This is a genomic window from Sutcliffiella halmapala (genome assembly GCF_002019665.1).
In the GTDB taxonomy this organism is placed as follows: Bacteria; Bacillota; Bacilli; order Bacillales; family Bacillaceae_I; genus Sutcliffiella_A; species Sutcliffiella_A halmapala.
In genome coordinates this window covers 45150-61947 of sequence record NZ_KV917375.1, presented here as the reverse complement: position 1 = coordinate 61947, position 16798 = coordinate 45150, and the positions used below count along the sequence as shown (strand labels likewise).

General features: G+C 37.4%; 18 protein-coding genes. 17 read left to right on the top strand and 1 reads right to left on the bottom strand.

Going from position 1 to position 16798, the window contains the following annotated elements; genetic code table 11:
* Positions 1-512: 512 nt before the first annotated feature.
* The 11 genes from BK580_RS00310 (at position 513) to rsmI (ending at position 8237) form a co-directional block, all read left to right on the top strand.
* A complete protein-coding gene (locus BK580_RS00310) occupies positions 513-713 on the top strand; it encodes a sigma factor G inhibitor Gin (protein WP_078378412.1) in 201 nt (66 codons plus the stop codon).
* 163 nt (positions 714-876) lie between these two features.
* Complete coding sequence (locus tag BK580_RS00305; protein WP_078378411.1) at positions 877-2343, top strand: aminotransferase class I/II-fold pyridoxal phosphate-dependent enzyme; 1467 nt, start codon at positions 877-879, stop codon at positions 2341-2343.
* 7 nt (positions 2344-2350) lie between these two features.
* Positions 2351-2989 (top strand): dTMP kinase, encoded by a 639-nt coding sequence (gene tmk, locus BK580_RS00300; protein ID WP_078378410.1) that lies wholly within the window; start codon positions 2351-2353, stop codon positions 2987-2989.
* Between the two features lie 71 nt (positions 2990-3060).
* Positions 3061-3390: a cyclic-di-AMP receptor gene (locus tag BK580_RS00295; protein WP_078378409.1), complete on the top strand. Its 330-nt coding sequence runs from the start codon at positions 3061-3063 to the stop codon at positions 3388-3390.
* A 106-nt stretch (positions 3391-3496) separates the two neighbouring features.
* Entirely contained in the window at positions 3497-3937 is a 441-nt protein-coding gene (locus tag BK580_RS00290; protein WP_078378408.1) for a YaaR family protein, read from the top strand.
* 17 nt (positions 3938-3954) lie between these two features.
* Complete coding sequence (gene holB, locus BK580_RS00285) at positions 3955-4947, top strand: DNA polymerase III subunit delta' (RefSeq protein ID WP_211279065.1); 993 nt, start codon at positions 3955-3957, stop codon at positions 4945-4947.
* Position 4948: 1 nt separating this feature from the next.
* A complete protein-coding gene (locus tag BK580_RS00280; RefSeq protein WP_078378406.1) occupies positions 4949-5776 on the top strand; it encodes a PSP1 domain-containing protein in 828 nt (275 codons plus the stop codon).
* Between the two features lie 12 nt (positions 5777-5788).
* Positions 5789-6157, top strand: a complete 369-nt coding sequence (yabA, locus tag BK580_RS00275; RefSeq protein ID WP_078378405.1) for a DNA replication initiation control protein YabA — start codon at positions 5789-5791, stop codon at positions 6155-6157.
* A gap of 206 nt (positions 6158-6363) precedes the next feature.
* Positions 6364-7107 (top strand): tRNA1(Val) (adenine(37)-N6)-methyltransferase, encoded by a 744-nt coding sequence (locus tag BK580_RS00270; RefSeq protein ID WP_078378404.1) that lies wholly within the window; start codon positions 6364-6366, stop codon positions 7105-7107.
* Complete coding sequence (locus tag BK580_RS00265; protein WP_078378403.1) at positions 7097-7378, top strand: GIY-YIG nuclease family protein; 282 nt, start codon at positions 7097-7099, stop codon at positions 7376-7378. Before BK580_RS00270 ends, BK580_RS00265 begins: the two co-directional genes overlap by 11 nt.
* On the top strand, positions 7362-8237 hold the full coding sequence (gene rsmI, locus BK580_RS00260; protein WP_078382590.1) for a 16S rRNA (cytidine(1402)-2'-O)-methyltransferase: 876 nt from the start codon (positions 7362-7364) through the stop codon (positions 8235-8237). Before BK580_RS00265 ends, rsmI begins: the two co-directional genes overlap by 17 nt.
* Before the next feature lie 88 nt (positions 8238-8325).
* Here the strand turns inward: rsmI and BK580_RS00255 are convergent, their stop codons facing one another.
* Positions 8326-8607, bottom strand: coding sequence for a transition state genes transcriptional regulator AbrB (locus BK580_RS00255; RefSeq protein WP_078378402.1), 282 nt, complete (start codon positions 8605-8607; stop codon positions 8326-8328).
* Positions 8608-9334: 727 nt separating this feature from the next.
* Here BK580_RS00255 and metG point away from each other — a divergent pair.
* From metG to yabG, 6 genes are all read left to right on the top strand, one after another.
* Positions 9335-11326: a methionine--tRNA ligase gene (gene metG, locus BK580_RS00250; protein WP_078378401.1), complete on the top strand. Its 1992-nt coding sequence runs from the start codon at positions 9335-9337 to the stop codon at positions 11324-11326.
* Positions 11327-11508: 182 nt separating this feature from the next.
* Positions 11509-12273, top strand: a complete 765-nt coding sequence (locus tag BK580_RS00245; protein ID WP_078378400.1) for a TatD family hydrolase — start codon at positions 11509-11511, stop codon at positions 12271-12273.
* A gap of 230 nt (positions 12274-12503) precedes the next feature.
* Positions 12504-13706 carry a resuscitation-promoting factor gene (locus tag BK580_RS00240; protein WP_078378399.1) on the top strand — a complete coding sequence of 401 codons (1203 nt, stop codon included), beginning with the start codon at positions 12504-12506 and terminating at the stop codon, positions 13704-13706.
* Positions 13707-14061: 355 nt separating this feature from the next.
* Positions 14062-14616 carry a ribonuclease M5 gene (gene rnmV, locus BK580_RS00235; RefSeq protein ID WP_078378398.1) on the top strand — a complete coding sequence of 185 codons (555 nt, stop codon included), beginning with the start codon at positions 14062-14064 and terminating at the stop codon, positions 14614-14616.
* On the top strand, positions 14617-15501 hold the full coding sequence (gene rsmA / locus BK580_RS00230) for a 16S rRNA (adenine(1518)-N(6)/adenine(1519)-N(6))-dimethyltransferase RsmA (protein WP_078378397.1): 885 nt from the start codon (positions 14617-14619) through the stop codon (positions 15499-15501).
* Positions 15502-15702: 201 nt separating this feature from the next.
* A complete protein-coding gene (yabG, locus tag BK580_RS00225; protein ID WP_078378396.1) occupies positions 15703-16593 on the top strand; it encodes a sporulation peptidase YabG in 891 nt (296 codons plus the stop codon).
* Positions 16594-16798 lie beyond the last annotated feature (205 nt).

Below are 16798 nucleotides of genomic sequence, written 5' to 3'. Positions count from 1 at the left end.
GAGGAAGATAATTAATCTATAGTATGCATCATCTACTGGAGATATAGGGCAGGAAGTATACTAGTACAAATGGTAAGGACAGTATAGATAATAATGCCATAGATAAAAGTTTTAAAGGAGTATAGGATAGAAATTGCAAAAGTAAACAGATAGATAAGAGGTGTAAGGTAGATCGTAGCAAGTAGGGAAGGGATGGAGAATAATAAACCTATAGTTATGCTGATGCCTGGAAATAGGGAAAGGGTAAGTAAAGTGTTTTTTTGTTTTTGCATCGGAATAGTAGGCCTCCTTCACATTGGTGTAATTTTACACTTTTTGAATAAAGTATACAATGTTTACTTGATCTTTATATCAAGTAAAAAAATAGCCCATTCTTTTTAACTTCAAGACAAACACAGACTAGTAGGCGCTACATACACTAGATGTAAGAGTTTGGTAGGCTGTGATTTTGATAATTTTGTATAGAATTAGTGCTTTTGGATAGACTAGTGGATGGAGGTGGAGAAGGACAAATGAAGTCGACCATTCATTCAACAATTGGGGAAACGTGTATTATTTGTGAAGAGAAGAAAGAAATGGGAATCCATCTATATACGGAGTTTATTTGCACAGATTGTGAGAAAGATATGCTCCAAACAGATGCAGAGGATCCGAAGTATAAATTTTATTTACAACAATTGAAGAAGATTACAATTCCCAAAATTTATTCTTAAGTAGAAAAGTCCTGTAGTTAGGGCTTTTATTTTTGTTTGGATTTATAAAACTGACAAGGGAGAAGAGCAAACTGTCTCCCTCATTTCTTGTTGAAGGGTAGGAGTTGGCTCTTCTATCGGCTATAATGTTAAGTAACATATCTAATGAAGGATAATGACTGAGATGAAAATAGGACGAGAGCAAAATAGAACACCAATCTTTACAACTTTGAAGAACCATTGGGAAGGTAGACCAGTGTCTGGTCATGTGCCTGGACATAAGTATGGCAAGGTTTTTCCAGTCGAGGGACAAGCGTACTTTGAGGGTATTTTGAAAATAGATGTAACAGAAATCACGGGATTAGATGATTTACATGATCCAGAGGAAATGATTAAGGAAGCACAGGAACTTGCGGCAAATTTGTATGGATCTGAAGCTACTTATTTCCTTGTAAATGGTTCAACAGTTGGGAATTTGGCTATGATTCTAGCAACTTGTAAGAGAGGTAGCAGAGTATTGGTACAGCGAAATTGTCATAAATCTATATTGAATGGATTAGAACTCGCTGGAGCAGAGCCTGTTTTTTTATCGTGCGGGTATGATGCAGGGGTAGGAGTGTCTATCTCGGTTTCAAAGAATGAGGTGGAAATAGCTTTACAAACGATAGATAATATTTGTGCTGTTATTTTAACGAATCCTAGTTATTATGGAATCTCAATTGAGTTAGAAGAAATAATCAAGATGATTCATGAGAAGGATATACCTATCTTAATGGATGAGGCGCACGGTGCTCATTTTGTGTTGGGAGATCCATTTCCTGTGTCTGCTTTAGCATTAGGTGCAGATGTGGTGGTGCATTCCGCCCATAAAACACTTCCAGCAATGACGATGGGCTCTTTTTTACATATACAAGGGAATTTAGTCAATAAGGAGAGTGTGGCATACTATTTACGGATGCTACAATCGAGTAGCCCTTCTTATCCCATCATGGCGTCCTTAGATTTAGCCAGATATTATCTTGCTTGTTGTTTAGATAATAATGGTGTACCCGCGATAGTAAGAGATGCATTTTGTATCCGCGAAGAATTGAAGAAATTGGATGGAATTACTGTTGTTGTTCCAGAGAATACACGATTAGTTATGGATCCACTGAAAGTAGTAATTAGATCGACAAGGGGCTTAAGTGGGTTCGACTTACAAAAAATATTAGAAAAGGAAGGCATCTTTGTGGAGCTTGCTGATGCTTTGAATGTTTTAATTATTTTACCTTTATCGGTAAAAAGGGTAAAACATGATATGATAGAGAGAATAGAGCGAGCTTTACGACATAGTGGCAAAAGCTCTGGCGAACAATTGTTGCAAGTTCAGGTTCCTCCTTTTCCTGTTACAATTAGCCAGTTAGCTATTCCGCTTCGTGATCAACAAAAGCATGAAGCTGTGGTGTGTAGAATAGAAGATTCGGTAGGAAGCGTTTCGGCTGAGTCTGTTATTCCGTATCCACCTGGAATACCTGTGTTGTTAAAGGGAGAACTGATTACCAAGCCTGTTGTTGACTATATCTTGCAATTAAAGAAGCTTGGTGCAAGGTTTCAAGGAAATGATTTATTAAAAAGTAATTATATTTCTATATATAAGAAAGAAAAGGAGTAACATTGTTGTGAGTGGACTGTTTATTACGTTTGAGGGACCTGAGGGTGCTGGGAAAACATCTGTTATACAGAAGATAGCTACCGAGTTAGCTTCAGAGAATTATCCAGTTTTGTTAACCCGTGAACCAGGTGGCATTAAGATTTCCGAACAGATTCGAAGCGTAATACTAGATTGTAACAATACGGAAATGGATGCTAGAACCGAAGCACTTTTATATGCTGCGGCGCGTCGTCAGCATTTAGTGGAGCGAGTTTTCCCAGCAATAAAGGAAAATAAAATTGTACTATGTGATCGTTTTATCGATAGTTCTTTAGCGTATCAAGGGTATGCCCGAGGAATAGGGGTTGAGGAAGTTTTAAGTATCAATGAATTTGCGACGGAAAAGCAGATGCCATCCTTAACTATTTATTTTGACGTTGATCCAGAAGAAGGACTTAAACGAATTGCGGCGAATAATAAACGAGAAATAAACCGTTTAGATCAAGAGAAAGTAGATTTTCATTATAAGGTAAAAGAGGGGTATGACAAGGTTATAGAAAAGTATCAGGATCGCTTTTTAGTAATCGATGCATCTCGGGACTTTCATTCTGTGTATGATACAGTGAAGGAAGAGTTAATTGCTTATTTAAAAAAGAATGGTTATTAATAATAAATTACCAATAATGATGTAATGAAGTAAATTCATATTAATGGTAAAATAAAGGAGGTACATATTAGATGAAACTGATAATGGCTGTTGTTCAGGATAAAGATAGTAATAAGCTATTGAGTGCACTTGTGGAACACAATTTTCGTGCTACAAAGCTAGCTAGTACTGGTGGATTTTTAAAGTCGGGAAATACGACATTTATGATAGGTACAGAGGATATTCGTGTACAAAAAGCATTGGATATTATTAAAGAAAACTGTCAGCATCGTCAACAGCTTGTTGCACCTGTGTCTCCAATGGGTGGAAATGCAGATTCTTATGTACCATATCCTGTTGAGGTGGAAGTTGGAGGAGCTACGGTCTTTGTTTTACCGGTAGAGCAATTTCACCAATATTAATCTTTAAGCAGCTGTTAAGTTGCTCTCTTTAGTTGATTTTCACCAAGCATGGTTAGTGTCTGGTGTTGCTGGTCATGCTTTTCTTATATGAAAGGAACGTTCTTATTTGAAAATTTCAACTGATCTTCGAACGAATGTAGATAAAAGTAGAATAGATGTAAAAGGTGAGACTTCTTCGCGAGCGGGATTTGGGGAGATTATCCAAAAACACTCCTATAAGTTACAGTCGGAACAGTTGCATACTTTAATGAGAGATATTGAGGTAGCAGGGAATAGACTGGGAAATTCGCGAACATTTCAGGATTTAGCAAAATATAAAACGTTAGTAAAACGGTTTATGGAAGAGTCTGTTGAATTTGGAATGGAACTCAATCAGTCTCATCATTGGACAAATGACGGTCAGTCTAGGCATTTACAAATCGTCAAGCAAGTAGATGAATCGTTAATATCTTTAACAGAAGATGTAATGAATCAAGAAAAAACAAGGATAAATATTTTGAGTAGTATCGGAGAGATAAAGGGTCTACTCATTAATTTATATATGTAAGTAAGTGAGTGATGATGGTGATGAAAAGTTGGTCAGACTTAGACTATCAACCTACCGTATCAAGAATTATAACGAATAGTCTTGAACGTAATCGAATAGCGCATGCCTATTTATTAGACGGTATGAAGGGTACAGGAAAAAAGGAAGTAAGCTACCTTTTTGCTAAGAGCTTGTTGTGTAGAGAGCGAAGAGGAGTAGATCCGTGCCAAAGCTGTTCGAATTGTAAGCGGATAGATTCACGAAATCATCCTGATGTTCATGTTCTTGAACCAGATGGTAATTCGATAAAAAAACAACAAATACAATTCTTGCAAGAAGAGTTTACGAAAACCGGTTTGGAGTCTAAAAGAAAAATATATATCATTGAGCATGCAGATAAGATGACAACGAATGCAGCCAATAGCTTATTAAAATTTTTAGAGGAACCAAATCAAGAAACATTCGCATTTTTGTTAACAGAAAATGTACATCAAATGCTAAATACAATTATTTCGCGCTGTCAGCCATTGTCTTTCTCTGCGCTAACCTCTTTAAGACTAGTTGATAAGCTAGTAGAAGAGGGCATCCCGATGCCTTTAGCAAGAACAGCTTCTCACTTAACCAACAGTTTAGAAGAAGCAGTAGAATTATGTCGAGATGATTGGTTTGCGCTAGCTAGAAGCTTAGTGATAAAATTGTATGAAGCGTTATTTGGAAGACAACAACAAGCGTTGCTGTTTATTCAGGAAAAATGGATGCCTCATTTTCAAGAAAGAAAGCAATTAGAGATAGGTTTAGATTTAATGCTATTTATTTATAAAGATATGTTATATGCCCAGTTAGAGCGACAAGAACAGCTAGTCTTTGTGGATGAGAAGGAACAAATTGAAAAATTTGCACTCCAGACGACTCAGCAACGTGTAACTAGGCATTTATCCTATATATTACAAAGCAAGTCTCGGTTAGCATCGAATGTGAATCCGCACCTTCTCATGGAACAATTAGCGTTAAACTTGCAGGAGGGATATTAGTTTGTATGAAGTAGTAGGAGTTCGATTCAAAAAAGCAGGTAAAATATACTATTTTGACCCAAATGGGCTTGATATAACAGATAATGAATATGTCATTGTCGAAACAGTACGTGGTGTGGAATTCGGTAAAGCAGTCATAGGGAGAAAACAAGTGGAGGAAAATGATGTAGTTCTTCCATTAAAAAAGGTGCTTCGTATTGCTGATCAGAAAGATCGTCTTATTGTAGATGAAAATAAGAAAGCTGCCAAAGAAGCATTTGATGTTTGCTTTACGAAAGTAACTGATCATGGGTTAGATATGAAACTAGTAGATGTGGAATACACATTTGACCGTAATAAAATAATCTTTTATTTTACCGCTGATGGACGTGTAGATTTTAGAGAGCTTGTAAAAGATTTAGCATCTATCTTCCGCACTCGAATCGAGCTTCGTCAAATTGGAGTACGCGACGAGGCTAAACTACTGGGTGGTATTGGCCCGTGTGGTCGAATGCTCTGTTGTTCTACCTTCTTAGGTGATTTCGAACCAGTATCTATCAAGATGGCGAAGGATCAAAACTTGTCCTTAAATCCCTCGAAAATTTCTGGTCTTTGTGGTCGTCTCATGTGTTGTTTAAAATATGAAAATGACGAGTATGAGTCAGCGAAAGAGCAATTGCCGGATTTAGATGAGGTAATTCAAACACCAAGTGGTTCTGGTCGTGTTGTAGGATTAAATATTCTAGAACGAGTATTACAAGTCGAGTTAGCAGGAAAAGAACGTGTGGTTGAATACACGCTAGATGAATTATTACAAGAGGGAGCGGTTTCATCACAAGCCACAGATTAAGAGGTGGAGAATTTGGACAAGAAAGAAATTTTTGATTCTGTAAGCAATATGGAAGAACAGATCGGACATTTATATAAACAGCTCGGAGAATTAAAAGAACACCTTGCCCTTATCATCGAAGAAAACAACAGTGTGTTAGTCGAAAATGGTCATTTGCGAAACCGTCTTGAGCAAATTTCAAAAGAGTCCGTATCGCAGAAGAAGACGAAGAAGAAGTTAAACGAGCAAAAAGAGCATAACAAGCAAACTGATGTTGGAGAAGGATATGATAACCTTGCAAGGTTGTATCAAGAGGGGTTTCATATCTGTAACCTTCATTTTGGAAGTCCTCGAAAAGAAGGCGATTGTTTATTTTGTTTGTCCTTTCTTAATAAAAAGTAAGTCGCCTCTTTTAACAGTGGCGACTTTTTTATAGTTTTGTAAGAAAGTATAAAAAACTCTCAAGGGCAAGGTGTTTAAGTTAGGGTTGTTACGTCCAGCTCCAGCGTCTAGTCCCTCGAGGTCTTGCATTTTCTTACAGTTATAAGCTATTGATTAAAAAGACTAGGTTATAATAGGGTACATAAGCATAGAAAGGGTCATGAAAAATGGTACACCTTGTAGAAGATGAACGACTAGATTACTTATTGGCAGAGAATTTAAGAATTATTCAAAGTCCTTCTGTTTTTTCTTTCTCATTAGATGCGGTTTTGTTAGCGCGCTTCGCGTATGTACCTATTCAAAAAGGTGCCATTATGGATCTTTGTACAGGGAATGGTATTATTCCGCTCTTACTAAGTACAAGGACAAGAGGAACGATTACTGGGGTGGAGATACAGGAAAGATTAGCTAATATGGCTCAAAGAAGTTTTGAATACAATCAGTTAGCGGATCGACTGAAGGTTCTACAAAGAGATATTAAGGAAATCCCCGCTTTACTTGGTCACGGAAAATTTGATGTGGTTACATGTAATCCCCCTTATTTCCCGGTACCTGAGAAAGAGGAGAAAATTAATGCTAATCTTCATTATGCGATTGCCCGCCATGAAATATATTGTACGTTAGAGGATGTAGTAAGAGTGAGCAGTCAAATAGTGAAGCAGGGTGGAAAGGTGGCATTTGTCCACAGACCAGGTAGGTTTCTTGATATCGTGACATTGATGAGAAAATATCGTCTAGAACCAAAAAGAATTCAGTTTGTTCATTCGAGAGTAGATAAGCCTGCTAATACTTTACTAATTGAAGGAATCAAAGATGGTAGTCCGGATTTGAAGGTGTTGCCCCCACTTATTGTCTATGATGAACAAGGTGAGTATAGTCCTGAAGTAAGGAAAATGCTATATGGAGAATAAATTGCATTATTTTTATGTATTGGAATGCAGGGACCAATCGTATTATGCTGGGTACACGAATGATTTAGAAAAGCGGATTACCGCGCACAATAAAGGAAAAGGTGCTAAATATACAAGAAGTCGCAGGCCTGTAGTGGTTATTTACCAGAAACCATACGAGACGAAGCAAGAAGCAATGCGAGCGGAAAAGCTGTTTAAACAGTTAAGCCGAAAACAAAAAGAAAAGTATTTAAATGAGGGATGGAACGATGAAAATATGGCAACAGAATAGTTTTTCAGAAAAATATACAGATGGTAGACTTTATCTTGTCCCCACCCCCATCGGTAATTTAGAGGATATTACCTACCGTTCGCTAAGGATGTTAAAGGAAGTAGATTATATAGCTGCAGAGGATACAAGGCAAACGAAAAAGCTATGTAATTATTTTGAGATAACAACCCCTTTAATAAGCTATCATGAGCATAATAAGCAGCCAAGTGGAACAAAGATAATGGCGCTATTAAAGGAAGGGAAGGATGTGGCGCTAGTGAGTGATGCTGGTATGCCATCCATCTCAGATCCGGGCTATGAATTAGTAGTAGAAGCACTTAACGATCAGTTTTATGTTGTTCCATTGCCTGGGGCAAATGCAGCATTAACAGCACTCATTGCTTCTGGTTTAGTATCGCAACCATTTTATTTTTATGGGTTCTTAGATCGACAGAAAAAGGAAAAGAAAAAAGAACTAGAAAAGCTAAAGAAAATGCAAGATACCATTATCCTGTATGAGTCCCCGCATCGTCTAAAGGATACGCTTACTTTAATGGAAGAGATCTTAGGTGATCGTTCGATTGTTGTAAGTAGAGAGCTTACTAAAAAGTTTGAAGAATTTACCCGTGGGCGGATCTCGGAAGTAAGCGCATTGTATGAAGAACAGGGCGTAAAGGGAGAATGTTGCCTTATTATTGAAGGTAATACAGAAGAAGATAAAACGGAAGAAGATGCATGGTGGCAGGACCTATCCTTACAAGAGCATGTAGAGCATTATATAAAAGGAGAAAGCTATTCTTCTAAAGAAGCGATCAAGCAAGTGGCAATGGAAAGAGAGCTTCCTAAACGAGAAGTATATCAAGCGTACCATGTAGAGTAATTAAAAGGTCAAACGATTTTTTTATTAGATTCAACTTTAACTATAAATAAAGAGGTCGCAGTTACGCGACCTCTTTATTAGTTGTGAATTATTTTGTAGTTAAGCTGTTTTGAATTTCTTCAATGATTTTTTCTGCACCTTCACGGCTTAAGATGATTTTTCCATCAGCTAACGTTAAGTTGTTATCAGAAACTTCGCCAGTTACTTGGCAAGTCATGTTTGGTTTGTATTTCTTTAAGATGATTTTTTCTTCATCCACATAGATTTCTAAAGCATCCTTCTCTGCGATACCTAATGTTCTGCGAAGCTCGATAGGAATTACCACACGGCCAAGCTCGTCAACTTTACGTACAATACCAGTAGATTTCATAAGAAAAATACCCCTCTCTCAATTAGAAAATTATATTTTTTTCAAATCTGATAATCTATCAATTTCGTCATTATTCGACAAATATAATGTGCTTTTATCATAACAAGATTTACAAAATACGTCAACTAATTTAATTGAAAAAACTTGAATTTATTTAAAAAAATGTATTAAGAAAACAAAAAAAACGTGATGTATCAAGGTTTTATAGAATGAGGATTAGGTAACCTTTACAATTTATTACTTATTTTCAAATAGAATACTACGTTAATTATATACATGATTCGACAAAATACAACTGTTTTATTCGACAAAGTTTCGACATGCAATTTTAGTTCCTATTTCAAATAGTTCTGTTAAAGTACAGTGTTGATTTTTTTTGTACCTAACTGTTGATTGGAGCACGAGGTGAAGACTCCTGCGGGAGGTAGCGTTTTGTGGAGACCCCGCAGGCGAAAGCCGAGGAGGCTCCACAAGCGCCCCGCGGAAAGCGAAGCCTCGTGCGGAAATCAACAGCGGTGTTTAACAGAGACTTTCAATAAATTGAGTTGTTGTTTTGATCAAAAAAAATGCTCGATCCTTAACAATACTAGTCCAATCCATGTATAATAGTAATAAAAATTAGGTTATGATGTGGATACATATGTAGAAGTAGAAGACGCTCAAGCTCTCGTCCACTGGGCGAGAGCTTTCTACTTTAATATGTTTCGATGAAAGGGAGGTTATTTTGATGGTAGAAAATAAAAAAACATTTTATATTACAACGCCTATATATTATCCAAGTGATAAATTACATATTGGTCACGCGTACACAACAGTTGCTGGGGATGCGATGGCAAGATACAAACGTCTAAAGGGCTTTGATGTTATGTATTTAACCGGGACAGATGAGCATGGTCAAAAGATTCAACGTAAAGCAGAAGAAAAGGGAGTCACATCACAAGAGTATGTGGATAATATTGTTGCGGGAATAAAAGAGTTGTGGGGAAAAATGGATATTTCATATGATGATTTTATTCGAACAACGGAGAATCGTCACAAGGATGTAGTGGAAAAGATTTTCAAGCAACTATTAGACCAAGGGGACATCTATTTAGATGAGTATGAGGGGTGGTATTCTGTTCCAGATGAAACTTATTATCGTGAACATCAATTAGTAGATCCCGTATTGGAGAATGGAAAAGTTGTTGGAGGAAAAAGTCCGGATAGTGGGCACCCTGTTGAGTTGGTAAGAGAACAATCTTATTTCTTCAGAATGGGAAAATATGTTGATCGTTTACTTCAATATTATGAAGAAAACCCAGGTTTCATCCAACCAGAATCTAGAAAAAATGAAATGATTAATAATTTCATAAAACCAGGATTAGAGGATTTAGCTGTATCGCGTACCTCTTTTGATTGGGGAGTTAAGGTTCCTGGAGATCCAAAGCATGTAGTGTATGTATGGATCGATGCACTTTCGAACTATATTACAGCACTTGGCTATGGAACTGATAATGATGAGAAATATTTAAAATACTGGCCAGCTGATGTTCATCTTGTTGGGAAAGAAATCGTACGTTTTCACACCATTTATTGGCCGATCATGTTGATGGCTCTAGACTTACCTTTACCAAAGAAAGTATTTGCTCATGGATGGTTATTAATGAAAGATGGAAAAATGTCAAAGTCTAAAGGCAATGTTGTTGATCCGGTTACTTTAATCGATCGCTATGGTTTAGATGCTCTTCGTTACTACTTATTAAGAGAGGTTCCTTTTGGTTCAGATGGTGTCTTCACTCCAGAAGGCTTTGTGGAACGTGTAAACTTCGACTTAGCTAATGACTTAGGTAATTTATTGAATCGTACTGTAGCCATGATTGATAAGTATTTTGAAGGAGAAGTACCGGTTTATAAAGGAAACATAACAGAATTTGACCATTTATTAAGTTCGCTTGCTCAAGAAACGGTAACTAAATATGAAGAAGCGATGGAAAATATGGAGTTTTCTGTAGCGCTATCGTCCATCTGGCAACTAGTGAGCCGTACGAATAAGTATATTGATGAAACCCAACCTTGGGTATTAGCGAAGTCGGAGGAAACGAGAGAAGAGCTTGCTTCAGTGATGGGCCATTTAGCTGAATCCTTGCGTTATATTGGTATTTTATTGAAGCCATTCTTGACTAGAACACCGAATAAGATTTTTGATCAGTTAGGTGTAGGTGAGTCACTAACAAGCTGGGAAAGTCTTATAAGCTTTGGAAATATTCCAGAGGGAACAAAAACAAAAAAAGCAGACCCAATTTTTCCTAGATTAGATGTAAAGGAAGAAGTGGAGCATATTAAAGCAGTAATGCAACCTACTGTAGTAGCGGAAGAAAAAGTAGAAGAGAAAAAAATCGAGGAAATACCAGTGTCAGAAGAGATTACCTTCGATGATTTTATGAAAATAGACCTACGTGTAGCAGAAGTGACGCATTGTGAACCAGTAAAAAAGGCGGATAAATTATTGAAGCTACAATTAGATTTAGGATATGAAAAAAGGCAAGTAGTTTCAGGTATTGCCAAGTTTTACACCCCAGAAGAATTAGTGGGGAAACGAGTAATTTGTGTTACAAACCTAAAGCCAGTGAAACTTCGTGGAGAGCTTTCAGAAGGAATGATTTTGGCTGGTGAAAAGGATGGGGTCCTATCTTTAGCATCTGTTGACGCTTCCTTACCACTTGGAGCAAAAGTGAAGTAATTTTTGGTATGAATGGAAAATAAATAATAATAGAAGTAATTTCTGGATAGTGTAAGTATAAACCAAGCTTTTTTATTGTAAGGTGCAAGAGTATAGGAGGTGTTTCGCGTGTGATAGCGGGTAACACCTCCTATTTACTTCCATGAAATTTTATGAATCGAAAACGAAACAGGAGTGTTTTTATGCTATTTGATACACATGTACATTTAAATGCAGATCAATATGAGGAAGATTTACTAGAAGTAATTGAACGGGCGCGAAAAGAAAAGGTAATGAATATGGTCGTAGTTGGGTTTGATCGAAAGACGATTAAGCGGGCAATGGAATTGGTAGAACAGTATGAATTTATCTATGCAGCTGTCGGGTGGCACCCAGTTGATGCGATTGATATGACAGAGGAAGATTTAGCATGGATTGAAGAGCTCGCATCCCATAAAAAAGTAGTTGCGATTGGTGAAATGGGTCTAGATTACCATTGGGATAAATCGCCGAAGGAAATACAAAAAGAAGTATTCCGAAAACAAATTCAATTAGCGAAAAGAGTTAGGTTACCCATTATTATTCATAATAGAGATGCAACTGCTGATGTAGTAGAAATTTTGAGGGAAGAAGAGGCAAAAGAAGTAGGGGGTATCATGCATTGCTTTACTGGAAGCCTTGAAGTAGCAAAAGAATGTATGGAAATGAACTTTTATATCTCTTTTGGTGGGCCGGTAACATTTAAAAATGCGAAAAAGCCTAAAGAAGTAGTGAAAGAGATTCCGATGGAAATGCTTTTAATTGAAACGGACTGTCCATACTTAACTCCCCACCCATACCGCGGCAAACGAAACGAGCCGAGCTACGTGCGTTTGGTTGCTGATCAAATAGCTGAATTGAGAGGGATGACGTTAGAGGAGGTTGCAGAAAAAACAACAGCAAATGCTAAAAAGTTATTCGGCATTTAATGACAAAATATCCTGTCGTAATAAGTGGTAACTTGTCCAAATTCAACAGAAAACAAAAGGGTTCTACCGTACTTCTTCTCTTCATAGGATAATCGTGTCGATATATTTCACTTTTCTTTTTTTGAAATATTCTGCATAATAGACAATACGGTCAAGCAACAGGGCAAGGGTTGACAAGTTACATACATGTCTATATAATTCCAACCGAGGAGAAGGAGGCGTTTTTTTACATGTTACATAGCATGAAAAAACTGTTTTCTGGTTCGTTGAGTAAGCCCAAACTAGCGATTATTATTACTAGTTTCATAGCTTTCTCAACCATACTTAGCTTAGGTGTCTTTCATGGCACAAAAGCTGCTGTTAATGTGAATGTTGACGGAGAAGAGGTATCAGTTCGCACTCACGCTAAAACTGTTGCGGATATACTGAAGGAGTTAAATATCTCAGTTCATCCTGAGGATCACTTGCATCCTTCGAAGAATACAAAGATAACCGATTCGATGCAAATAGTATGGGACCCAGCCAAAGAAGTAAAGCTTGTCATGAATAACGAAGAGCAAATGGTGTGGACTACAACCAAAACAGTAAAAGAGTTATTAGATCAAAAAGATATAAAACTTACAGAGCACGATAAATTGAATGTGAATCCAAGTGATTCCATCGAAGATAAGTTGGTAATAGAAATTGAGAAGGCATTCCAAGTTACCTTGAATGTTAGTGGAGAAGAGCAACAAGTATGGTCTACTTCGACTACGGTCGCTGACTTTTTAGAACAGCAAGAAATCACATTGAATGATCTTGACCGAGTGGAGCCAAGCTTAGAAGAATTGGTAGCAAATGATTCTGTAGTAAACGTTACTAGAGTTGAAAAAGTCACCGATGTAGTGGAAGAGGCTATAGATTACGGGGTTGTCACGCAAAATGACAGCAACCTTGATAGAGGAAAAGAGCAACTTGTTCAAGAAGGACAACAAGGTAAAGTTGCTAAGCACTATGAAGTAATTTTAGAGAATGGCAAAGAAGTATCTCGTGAATTAGTAAAAGAAGAGACACTAAAGGAATCGTTAGAACGTATCGTTGCAGTCGGAACGAAAGCCCCTCCGCAACCACAGCAAGTGGTTTCACGTAGTAATACATCAAGTTCTAAGGAATTTTACGTTTCTTCAACTGCTTATACAGCTAGCTGTAATGGATGTAGTGGTGTAACAAGTACAGGGATTAATTTAAAAACCAACCCTGGGGCAAAAGTTATTGCTGTGGATCCAAGCGTCATTCCATTAGGGACAAAAGTGTATGTTGAAGGATACGGTTATGCCGTCGCTGGGGATACTGGTGGAGCCATTAAAGGAAACAAAATAGATGTATTTTTCCCAGATAAGGAAGCCGCTTATCGTTGGGGTAGGAAAAAGGTAAAAATTAAAATTATTAATTAACTATCTATTTCTAGTAACTAGCTAGCAGGGGTTATTCAACCTCTGCTTTTTTCTGTTATGATAGAAAGAAAAGCGGAAGCGGCTCGCTCAGCTCCGACAAGCATAAGACAGGTTTCCGTAGCAGGGTGAACTTTCCCTGCGCAGGAAACATGGCTTATGACTCGAGGAGCTAGCCGCTGGAACTAGCCAAAGAAAAGCGGAAGCAGCTCGTTCAGCTTGGATTAGAAAAACCCTAGCTTCAGTAAATATATATTAGGCAAGATAGATAAAATAAAGTAGAATACATACTATTGTTTCTGTTCAATAATTTAGACGTTTATAGAAGGAAGAAAGTTTCACTATTTTGGAGGAAAATATGAAAATAAAAGAAATCATTGTGGTTGAGGGAAAAGATGATACAGTTGCCATTAAAAGAGCTGTAGATGCTGATACTATCGAAACAGGTGGTTCTGCAATTAATGAGGAAATACTCAATCGTATTAAGCATGCACAGGCGACTCGAGGTATAATTGTGTTCACTGATCCTGACTATCCTGGGGAAAAGATTAGGCATACCATCAGGCAATATGTACCTGGCTGTAAGCATGCTTTCTTGCCCAAAGGTTTGGCACGCGGTAAGAATGGGAAAGGCATTGGGGTAGAACATGCATCTATATCGTCTATTCGAGATGCGCTTTCTGGATTACACCAAGAATATGAGCAAGAGATAGAACTAATCTCCATCGATACCTTACTTTATTACGGCTTAATCGCAGGTCCTTCTGCTAAGGGAAGAAGAGAGCGTTTAGGAGAGTGTTTAAATATAGGTTACACGAACGGTAAGCAGCTTCAGAAGCGCTTACAGATGTTTCACATCACACAAGAGCGATTAGAGGAAGCGTTAGTTAAAATAGACCAGGAGGAGCAATAAATGCAAAAAGATATTGCCACACCGAAAAGAACGAAAGAAATATTAGATAAATATGGATTTTCATTTAAAAAAAGCTTAGGACAAAACTTCTTAATTGATACGAATATACTAAATAAAATTGTTGGTTTTGCAGGTATCTCCTCTACAACTGCGGCTATTGAGATTGGACCAGGTATTGGAGCATTAACTGAGCAAGTGGCAAAAAGAGCTGGGAAAGTAATTGCCTTTGAGATTGATCAAAGACTTTTACCAATCTTAGAAGACACGTTATCTCCCTATAACAATGTAAAAGTTATTCATCAAGACATATTAAAAGCAAACGTAGAGGAATTAATTTCCGAAGAGATAAAAGGCTTTGAAGAAGTAAAAGTAGTAGCCAATCTTCCTTATTACGTAACAACCCCAATTATTATGAAGCTGTTAACAGAAGGACTGCCATTGTCAAGCATCACGGTTATGTTACAGAAAGAAGTAGCAGACCGAATGGCGGCAAAGCCTAGCACAAAGGAATATGGGTCTCTCTCCATTGCGGTTCAATATTACACTAAAGCAGAAACTGTGATGATTGTCCCTAAGACCGTATTTGTGCCACAGCCAAATGTTGATTCTGCTGTCATTCGTTTAGTAGTAAGAGATGAACCGGCAGTTATGGTAAAGGATGAAGATTTCTTTTTTGAAGTGGTAAGGGCTAGTTTTGGTCAACGAAGAAAAACGATCTTAAATAATTTAACGAGCCATTTACCAGAAGGAAAAGCGAAAAAGCCAGAAATTGAGCAAGCTCTTGCACAAGCAGCTGTTGATCCAAGGAGACGAGGAGAAACGCTCTCTATTGAGGAATTTGGAAGACTAAGTGATGAACTATTATCCATTTATGAAACGGCCTAATTAGGTCGTTTTTTTCTTGGAATATAAGATTCTGGATGGCTCGGGAAACAATTCTGTACTAAAGCGCTATAATTTCCTCCCCAAAATCATTACATAATCCAGTTAAACACGTAAAGCCTCTCACAATAAAACCCTTTATTGCATATTCTAGGTTAGGTAATCAGTTGGGATGAATGCAGCCTCCCAGTTGGAGGGGAAAAAATGAGAATTAAAGTTGGAGATATAGTAGCTCGTCAATCATATGATTACGATTTATTATTTCGTGTGATGGATATCCATGAAAATGAATTTAACCAGTTGGTGGTTTTATTATATGGAGAAGACGTTAGACTGATGGCTGATGCTCCTTACAATGATTTGAAGCTAGTAGATAGAAAAGAGCAAATGACACGTAGACAAAGCTTGGAAACGAAAGCTAATCGGTCTTTACAACTATTTCAACAAGATTATCAGCTCATACGTGAAAAAAACGAATACCAAGCAACAGGTGGGTATAGTACAGACCAAAATTACTTCCAGGTACCTGGTAGAGTTCTTCATATTGATGGGGATCCATTATACTTAAAAAAATGTTTAGAGCTCTATGAAAGAATTGGCGTTCCTGTTCATGGAGTCCATGCCAATGAAAAAGAGATGCCTCTAAAAATTGTAGAGTTAATGGAGAAGTATCGACCAGATATATTGGTCATTACGGGTCATGATGCTTATTCTAAGAGCAAGGGAAAGGTGTCTGATATAGGAGCTTATCGTCATTCAAGACATTTTGTGCAAACTGTTCAAGAAGCGCGTAAAATCCAGCCAAACCTTGATCAACTTGTCATATTCGCTGGAGCGTGTCAGTCGCATTTTGAATCGCTTATTCGAGCAGGGGCAAATTTTGCAAGCTCTCCATCTAGAGTGAACATACACGCACTTGATCCGGTATATATTGTCGCAAGAATTTGCTTTACACCATTTATGGAACGGGTCAATGTTTGGGATGTACTGCGAAACACACTTACAGGAGATAAAGGATTAGGTGGAATCGAAACTCGAGGAGTACTGAGAACCGGTATGCCTTTTCGCGACCACTCAGAGGAGGAAGACTCTTAACGAACAATAAGTTAAGGGCTTTTTTCATGTGATGAAAAGTTTTTTTGTGTTCTTTACATATTCCAATAAATAGTAGTGCATAGTAAATGTAGACATATGGAGATAATTGTTGAAGGAAAGTTATTGACAGAGAGCTTTTAGGGTTGTTATAATTTTAAGTTTTATTTGAATTTTTCTTTGTGATGTGTTACACTATGTATAGTAT

Excerpts from the sequence above, each read along its gene's own strand:
- BK580_RS00310 (WP_078378412.1), top strand. The coding sequence starts at position 513 with ATGAAGTCGACCATTCATTCAACAATTGGGGAAACGTGTATTATTTGT.
- BK580_RS00305 (WP_078378411.1), top strand. The coding sequence starts at position 877 with ATGAAAATAGGACGAGAGCAAAATAGAACACCAATCTTTACAACTTTG.
- BK580_RS00295 (WP_078378409.1), top strand. The coding sequence starts at position 3,061 with ATGAAACTGATAATGGCTGTTGTTCAGGATAAAGATAGTAATAAGCTA.
- BK580_RS00270 (WP_078378404.1), top strand. The coding sequence starts at position 6,364 with ATGGTACACCTTGTAGAAGATGAACGACTAGATTACTTATTGGCAGAG.
- BK580_RS00265 (WP_078378403.1), top strand. The coding sequence starts at position 7,097 with ATGGAGAATAAATTGCATTATTTTTATGTATTGGAATGCAGGGACCAA.
- BK580_RS00255 (WP_078378402.1), bottom strand. The coding sequence starts at position 8,607 with ATGAAATCTACTGGTATTGTACGTAAAGTTGACGAGCTTGGCCGTGTG.
- metG (WP_078378401.1), top strand. The coding sequence starts at position 9,335 with ATGGTAGAAAATAAAAAAACATTTTATATTACAACGCCTATATATTAT.
- BK580_RS00245 (WP_078378400.1), top strand. The coding sequence starts at position 11,509 with ATGCTATTTGATACACATGTACATTTAAATGCAGATCAATATGAGGAA.
- BK580_RS00240 (WP_078378399.1), top strand. The coding sequence starts at position 12,504 with ATGTTACATAGCATGAAAAAACTGTTTTCTGGTTCGTTGAGTAAGCCC.
- rnmV (WP_078378398.1), top strand. The coding sequence starts at position 14,062 with ATGAAAATAAAAGAAATCATTGTGGTTGAGGGAAAAGATGATACAGTT.
- rsmA (WP_078378397.1), top strand. The coding sequence starts at position 14,617 with ATGCAAAAAGATATTGCCACACCGAAAAGAACGAAAGAAATATTAGAT.
- yabG (WP_078378396.1), top strand. The coding sequence starts at position 15,703 with ATGAGAATTAAAGTTGGAGATATAGTAGCTCGTCAATCATATGATTAC.